Here is a 6,085-nt window from a genome sequence, read left to right on the forward strand (position 1 = left end):
ACCGGTGATTCCGGGATATCACCCAAAATCGGTCACGATAAAACGGAATGAGCGGTCACGTTAGCCCGGAACAGGCGGTCACGTTCAAACGGAATGGGCGGTCACGATGGGCCGGAATATGCAACTGGTATTTCTCAGCCAATGGTGGATAACGCAAAGACCTATCCAGAGTCCATCCAGTATCTAACCGAATGGTTAGGTCAGCAGGCTGAGAGCTTTATCTGGAGCAGCTGGGGTAATTACGACCTAAGACATGTTGCCATCCAGGGTGAAATGGACGGTGCGTTAGCACCGATGCTGAACTATCCCCACCTGAACCTGAAACGTCTCTGGCGGCGTACAACGGGACAGAGGAAAAAAAATGGATTGGTCAATGCCTTAGCGTTTCACGGTCTAGTGTTTGAAGGAGACCTCCATCGCGGTGTGGACGATGCTAGAAATATCGTACGGTTGCTGTCTTTTATCGATTGGTCACTGGAAGAAAAATTGGCGAGACCGCCGGGAAGCATTAGTTAATATTCGTTGTGTCTGAATGAGCGTTGTGAAAGACGGTCCGGAACGGGAGATAAGAAACTAGCGATCTAACAATATTCAACCGTCAATTACGTTGGCCGAAAAGTGACAGGCTACTCTGAAATAGAATTAGCAATATGCTGCGTGACACATTGTCCACCTGAGGGCCTTTGATATGTCGACCAATGATCAGATAAAAGTTCAGCCAAATGAGTTAGAGATGCGTCACGACAGTTTTTGGAAAATGGCAGACCGAGTTTCAGCGATGTCCGAACAGGAGCGTCTTAAGCGTATTAATTCAGGGTTCGAAGTTGTGTGGCTATCTTCTACTAAATCAGCTTTCGAGGTGGATGCTTCAGTCATTGGTGATCTGGCAAATCTGTCCGTGAGAACGATAAGTACACGCGAAAAGGATAACTCTCCCCTAGATTTAACGACCTCTGAACGACTAGACCGGTTGGCCTACCTGGCGGTTCTCGCAAGAAGTGTTTTTGAATGTTCGAGCGCAGCTAAGGAATGGATGGTTGCTCCAAATGAAAGTCTTGGAGGCGCAGCGCCATTCCATCTTTGTAAGACCGAGCTTGGGGGGCGTCAGGCTAGAAGGGCGCTCTTAGCTATAGAGTGGGGCGGAGTCGTCTGATGCGGATGTCTGCGACGACAGCTCTTATTAAGGCTTTTGCATCTCGTTTCCTAGAAGAGCCTTGATGACGACATTCTCAGCAACTATGACAATGCAAGAACAGCGTGATCATTTCCTAAAGGTGGTCAAAATTCTCTCCAGCTGGGGTGTCGATCCGTCTAGGATGGCCCGGATAATTCTGATGAATGAGGGGTCGTTAGACAGACTGTCAGCCATAACTCAAAGCAGTGTAAGGCTTACCGAAGATCAACTGCGGCGGATTGATTTGGTGGTCAATTTCGCAAGGATTATAAACGGGATGTTCGAAAATCCGTCGAATGTAACTTATTTTGCTTCCCGCCCAAATGATAACTATGGGTTTGATGGTCGGTCTTTGCTTGAAATATTGGAGCATTGCGATACAGATGACCTGCAGCGTGTATATAGAAACTTCTACGCAGAGATGATAAACCCCTGGTAGCAGTCAGGTTAATCTTTGAACGTTCTCACTGCCTAACATCCCCATTGTCTATTTTGGCTGAGCTGGTTTTCTGGCTTGGTCATGAAGCCCATTATTGACCTTGTGCTCTTTGCGCAGTAAAAAATGGGATCTAAAGAACAGGATTCGCGAAATTGCACTTCGTATTACCCCTGTCATTATGAGATCCGTACCCCGAGCGGGATGAAAGGACCTCGAATTGCGGAGATTTTATGCCACTGATAGTCGGCTCGCAACATGCATCACAAAGGTCAATGAAGGCTCCAAAAACAAATTTATTTTTTGTGACACACACTGGTGTCACTCATCGATCGGTATCTGGAGTTGATACTGTTTTACTCCGACTATTTGTCTTAGTTGCGAACCAACACACAAAGTGTACTGGTTTGGGAGGGTGAGATTATGTGAATTAAAAAATCTTCATAAGAGTGGAAGGTTTTGCGTTCTTCCGGGTACCTTCGCCAGTTAGAACGTATATCGTATTTCGCGTCTCAAAAAGGCATTGTTCTGCGAACGTCAGCAGCGGAGTGCTACGCACCCAGTCCCCTCGGTTGAATCGGCCTTTACTGTCGTTTATCACATAGTGGGCGTACATCATCACAGGAGAGTATCCAGTCTTTTGAATCGCTTCCTGAGCTTCTAATGAGACCTCAAGGTCAACCCAGATCCAGTTCTTTACAATGCACCACGGTTTGTGAGGCTTTGTTCCCTCGGCCAAGGCTATCGCCTCATTTTCCGTGAGATCCCGGCTAGGCATAGGGGAGCCACCCTTGTAAAGAAGATCAGTCACAGCATAGAGTTCTTCCATTTCAGTTTCCTTGGGAAAAATGTTGGACAATTTTTTGCGAATTCATTGAGGCCTATGGCTATTTTGCTTGAACATTTTTTTTCTTCAGACGGTAAAGCGTAGAACTTGGCGAAGATTATTCGGTATTGGCGACCACGTTAAGAGCCTTCAACCGCTCTTGTAGTTGCGCTTGAGTTAAAGATGATGAGAGACCAAGTATCGGATCTGTAAGTACCAGATTGTTATATTTGCTTGAGGGCCAGCCGACAGCGTCATCATCGATGGCTAGCCATGATACAAAAACGTTTTGCCGACGCAGATATGCTGAAATCTGGTGGTAACGAGACTGCTGATCCCAGAGGTTAATACCGTCGGTATTTCTGCCCATCGATGAATGCCAGGTGGCGCCAATGACCTTCCTGGAAAGCTCAACTGGGAGACAATTTAATGCGCGTCTAAATCCTAGTTTCCGGACCCAACTTGTAGCCAATACAATACTTAAATCGGGATAAGGTGCTAGCGATTCAACAAGTATTGGCGCCCACATGAACAGTTTTCCAGGCAACTGTAATTCAATGAGCCCGTTAGAACGGCGGTTTACGGAATCAGGGTGTAAGACACCGTCATAATCGAGAAAAACCATAGTTTTACTTTTCATTTGTGCGATTCGTTGCGTGGCTGTGAGCTTGAGACAAATGGTCCAGACTGATTGAGTAAGTGTAAGCTGCGTGCTTTTTTTCTAGCCCTTATTCGAACTAAGTTGGCCGGCTTTGCCAGAAACCACTCAAGTCATAAAAGTAATGACTTTAATAAATGCCGAATTACATGTGGCTACTCGTGCCATAGAGATGTTTGACTGAAATGCCGACTTATAAAATTACAGATCTGCTCTAAAATATTCTCGTTCGCCTATCTCAGGCACGGGATGATAACTAGCGGAGATACAGTGTTTAATACCTCCAATTTAGAAAATATAACAAAGAAAATGCTACTTTCCAACAAAATTCTTTAGGATATTTCATGCCTAGAGTGCTATTAGCGCGGTGCTGAGCAATATATTGCTCAGTTGGGTCGGAAGTTGACATGCGTTGATTTTTTTGTTCATTATAAGTTGATAAATTTAGTTCTCGGCTGAGAAATCACCATATGAAAATAAACCACTCTGATGTAATTTTATCCCCATGACTTCAATCCGCGTCAACGCAACGATCAGAATTGACAACACAGGTGCTCGGTTCGCCCTGCCGGTTCTGATAAGCAACAGTGGCCTGTTGAAAAGTCACTTAATTTACCTTCTGCATCATCGTCGCCGATCTCATAGCTGGCTGGACCGCAGTGCTTTTGCCGTCAAATTACTTTGTGATTTCTGGGACGCTAACCTGGTCGTGTGTCTGGAGCCCAAGCAGTTGTTCAGAGAATTTGCTTTGTCGCTGTTCACCGGAACCATTGGTGAGAATGGCAGTGACGATTCAGGTCTGAGATGGTTACCTCGTAGGGAGGCCGATGCTAGACAGTTGGTTGCACTATTGACTCACTATTTCGACTGGTTAGCTGAAGTGAACGAAGACGCTGGGATTAGCCTGAATCCCAGGGTGCCACCAGATGGGATTGGTGCCAGGATGAACCTGGCCTGTTACTACCATCGAAAACGTAACGCGTTCATGTCGCATCTATGGGCCAACAAGCCAAAAAATATTCAAAGATTTACTCAACTGCCCCGGGCACAAGTGGTGAGTAGCAGTGAAGTGGTGAAAGCATTTCCACAAGGAAAAATGCATGAATTGCTAGAACACGGTTTTATCATGAGAGGGAAGTCGGGAAAAAAAGGGATTGAAAATCGCCTCAATCTCAGAGATATCTTAATAACTATGCTGATGTATTACGGTGGATTACGTGTCAGTGAATGTTTCCATATTTGGTTGGAAGATATTGTTCTTGTTGATCATCAATGTGTGGTCAAAGTGCATCATCCGAGTCAAGGAGGCTCGCCTGATAAAAAATTTAATCGTGCGGCCTACTTAAGACAAAAATATAACTTGGTCCCTCGTACAGAATACCCAAAACGTAACGGCCTTCATTCTGGATGGAAAGATCCATTATTAACTAATAATAAAGGGAAATATTTCACGCTTCATTGGTTTCCAGCAAGTGCGGGTGATCAGTTTAGGCATCTCTGGGTGCTTTATTTGAGATATCAGTACGTCAGGCCAAGGCCAGGATCGGAACACCCTTATGCTTTTACGAATCACGAAGGTAGGCCTTACACAATAAGGGCTTATACCAAGAGTAGGAAGCGAGCGGTTGAGCGGATCGGGTTGAGATTTTCCAAATCTGAAGGTACAACTGCCCATGCAGATCGGCACTCCTATGGCCTATCTCTAGCAAACGCAAAAGTAAGACCAGAAGTGATCAAAGTGGCAATGCATCACAAATCTATCGATTCCCAGGAAGTTTATACGCAACCAAGCGCTAACGACGTTAGGAGGGCGCTGGATGAAGCTATGGAAGCTTTAGAGGTGTTTTCTGAAAATTTGTTGGAGGCTGGGAATGAGTAAAAGAAATTATGCTAATTACAAAAGCTTAAGTGAAGCACAGCGTGCTGTTAGGCTCCTGAACATAAGAACCTCTGATGAATACAAACTACGATATAAAGAAGACACAAAATTAAGCTCTACCCCTCAAAGATTTTATATAGACGACTGGGTTAGCTGGCCTGATTTTCTTGGAACAGTGCCAATGACGTTTACGGAGGTACAAGAACTTGTGAGAGCGCTAAATATCCATTCTTCAGAGGAATATCATACGCAACGTAAAGAATATTTATGGCTTCCTTCAAATCCTAACCGGAGTTATAAGGCAGAGTGGAAGGGTTGGCCTGATTTTTTAGGTCAGCCGGCCGCAGAATACTACCAATCTCTTTCAGAACTAACCGCTGTACTTGTAAAATCGAGGATTCAAACAAAAGATCAGTATTTTGAACTTGCTGTAAAGGATTCCAAGGTTCCAGTTAGACCTGACAGAGTTTATTCTAATGACTGGGAAGGTTGGCGTTCATTACTCGGAAGGTATCTTTCAAAACCATATCTGACAATGGGTGATGCACAAACTGCTGTATCTGCAATGAAAATCAGGACTCGTGCGGAATATAAAAAACGATATAAAGAAAATTACAAATTACCATCTCGTCCAGATGTATTGTACAAAAATGAGTGGGTGAGCTTTGATTATTTTTTAGGAAAATCCTCAGGTTTAACGAAAAAAAACTATTACTCTACCGTACACGAGGCACGCAAAGCAGCATTGGAATTAGGGGCAACTAATTTAGAGTTGTACAGACAGAAGTATAGATCAGACTCCAGGCTTCCACCAAATCCGAATAAATTTTACAAATCATACCAAAAAATCGGAAGGTCTTTCTTTGAGCAAGAAAGGAAAAAAGTATTCGCCACATTTTCAGAGGCATGCTCGATAGTTAAAGAGTTAAATATTAAAACCTCCATAGAATATAAGAAGCGTTATAAAGTGAATGGAAGATTGCCTGGCGGCGGCAAAAACTGAGTGCAACACCTGACCTTTCCGGTACGGTGCTGCCCTATGTCTTATTCCGAACTCAGCGTTGCAGAGCGTGCCACCATTCAAGTTAGTCATGCCCAAGGCCTCAGCTTGC

The 6,085-nt window shown here is 44.4% G+C and carries 6 protein-coding genes; 4 read left to right on the forward strand and 2 right to left on the reverse strand.

From position 1 onward, the window contains the following. Nucleotides 1-93: 93 nt before the first annotated feature. The gene (locus EF096_RS19890) at nt 94-516 is read left to right on the forward strand and encodes a 3'-5' exonuclease (protein ID WP_123891478.1); all 423 of its coding nucleotides are present in this window, start codon (nt 94-96) and stop codon (nt 514-516) included. Between the two features lie 172 nt (nt 517-688). Beyond that, nucleotides 689-1,153: an antitoxin Xre/MbcA/ParS toxin-binding domain-containing protein gene (locus tag EF096_RS19895; RefSeq protein ID WP_218565821.1), complete on the forward strand. Its 465-nt coding sequence runs from the start codon at nt 689-691 to the stop codon at nt 1,151-1,153. Between the two features lie 887 nt (nt 1,154-2,040). Here the strand turns inward: EF096_RS19895 and EF096_RS19900 are convergent. Together EF096_RS19900 and EF096_RS19905 are read right to left on the reverse strand one after the other, a co-directional pair. Beyond that, on the reverse strand, nt 2,041-2,439 hold the full coding sequence (locus EF096_RS19900; RefSeq protein ID WP_123891479.1) for a DUF6957 family protein: 399 nt from the start codon (nt 2,437-2,439) through the stop codon (nt 2,041-2,043). 115 nt (nt 2,440-2,554) lie between these two features. After that, on the reverse strand, nt 2,555-3,076 hold the full coding sequence (locus EF096_RS19905; RefSeq protein ID WP_235869806.1) for an HAD domain-containing protein: 522 nt from the start codon (nt 3,074-3,076) through the stop codon (nt 2,555-2,557). A gap of 523 nt (nt 3,077-3,599) precedes the next feature. Between EF096_RS19905 and gmtY the strand changes: the two genes are divergently transcribed. Beyond that, nucleotides 3,600-4,973: a gamma-mobile-trio recombinase GmtY gene (gene gmtY, locus EF096_RS19910; protein ID WP_123891480.1), complete on the forward strand. Its 1,374-nt coding sequence runs from the start codon at nt 3,600-3,602 to the stop codon at nt 4,971-4,973. Further along, the gene (locus tag EF096_RS19915; RefSeq protein ID WP_123891481.1) at nt 4,966-5,976 is read left to right on the forward strand and encodes an integrase repeat-containing protein; all 1,011 of its coding nucleotides are present in this window, start codon (nt 4,966-4,968) and stop codon (nt 5,974-5,976) included. The genes gmtY and EF096_RS19915 overlap by 8 nt, the downstream gene beginning before the upstream one ends. Nucleotides 5,977-6,085: the final 109 nt, after the last annotated feature.

It is taken from the genome of Pseudomonas neustonica (genome assembly GCF_003797945.1).
Lineage (GTDB): Bacteria > Pseudomonadota > Gammaproteobacteria > Pseudomonadales > Pseudomonadaceae > Halopseudomonas > Halopseudomonas neustonica.

Excerpts from the sequence above, each read along its gene's own strand:
- EF096_RS19890 (WP_123891478.1), top strand. The coding sequence starts at position 94 with ATGGGCGGTCACGATGGGCCGGAATATGCAACTGGTATTTCTCAGCCA.
- EF096_RS19895 (WP_218565821.1), top strand. The coding sequence starts at position 689 with ATGTCGACCAATGATCAGATAAAAGTTCAGCCAAATGAGTTAGAGATG.
- EF096_RS19900 (WP_123891479.1), bottom strand. The coding sequence starts at position 2,439 with ATGGAAGAACTCTATGCTGTGACTGATCTTCTTTACAAGGGTGGCTCC.
- EF096_RS19905 (WP_235869806.1), bottom strand. The coding sequence starts at position 3,076 with ATGAAAAGTAAAACTATGGTTTTTCTCGATTATGACGGTGTCTTACAC.
- gmtY (WP_123891480.1), top strand. The coding sequence starts at position 3,600 with ATGACTTCAATCCGCGTCAACGCAACGATCAGAATTGACAACACAGGT.
- EF096_RS19915 (WP_123891481.1), top strand. The coding sequence starts at position 4,966 with ATGAGTAAAAGAAATTATGCTAATTACAAAAGCTTAAGTGAAGCACAG.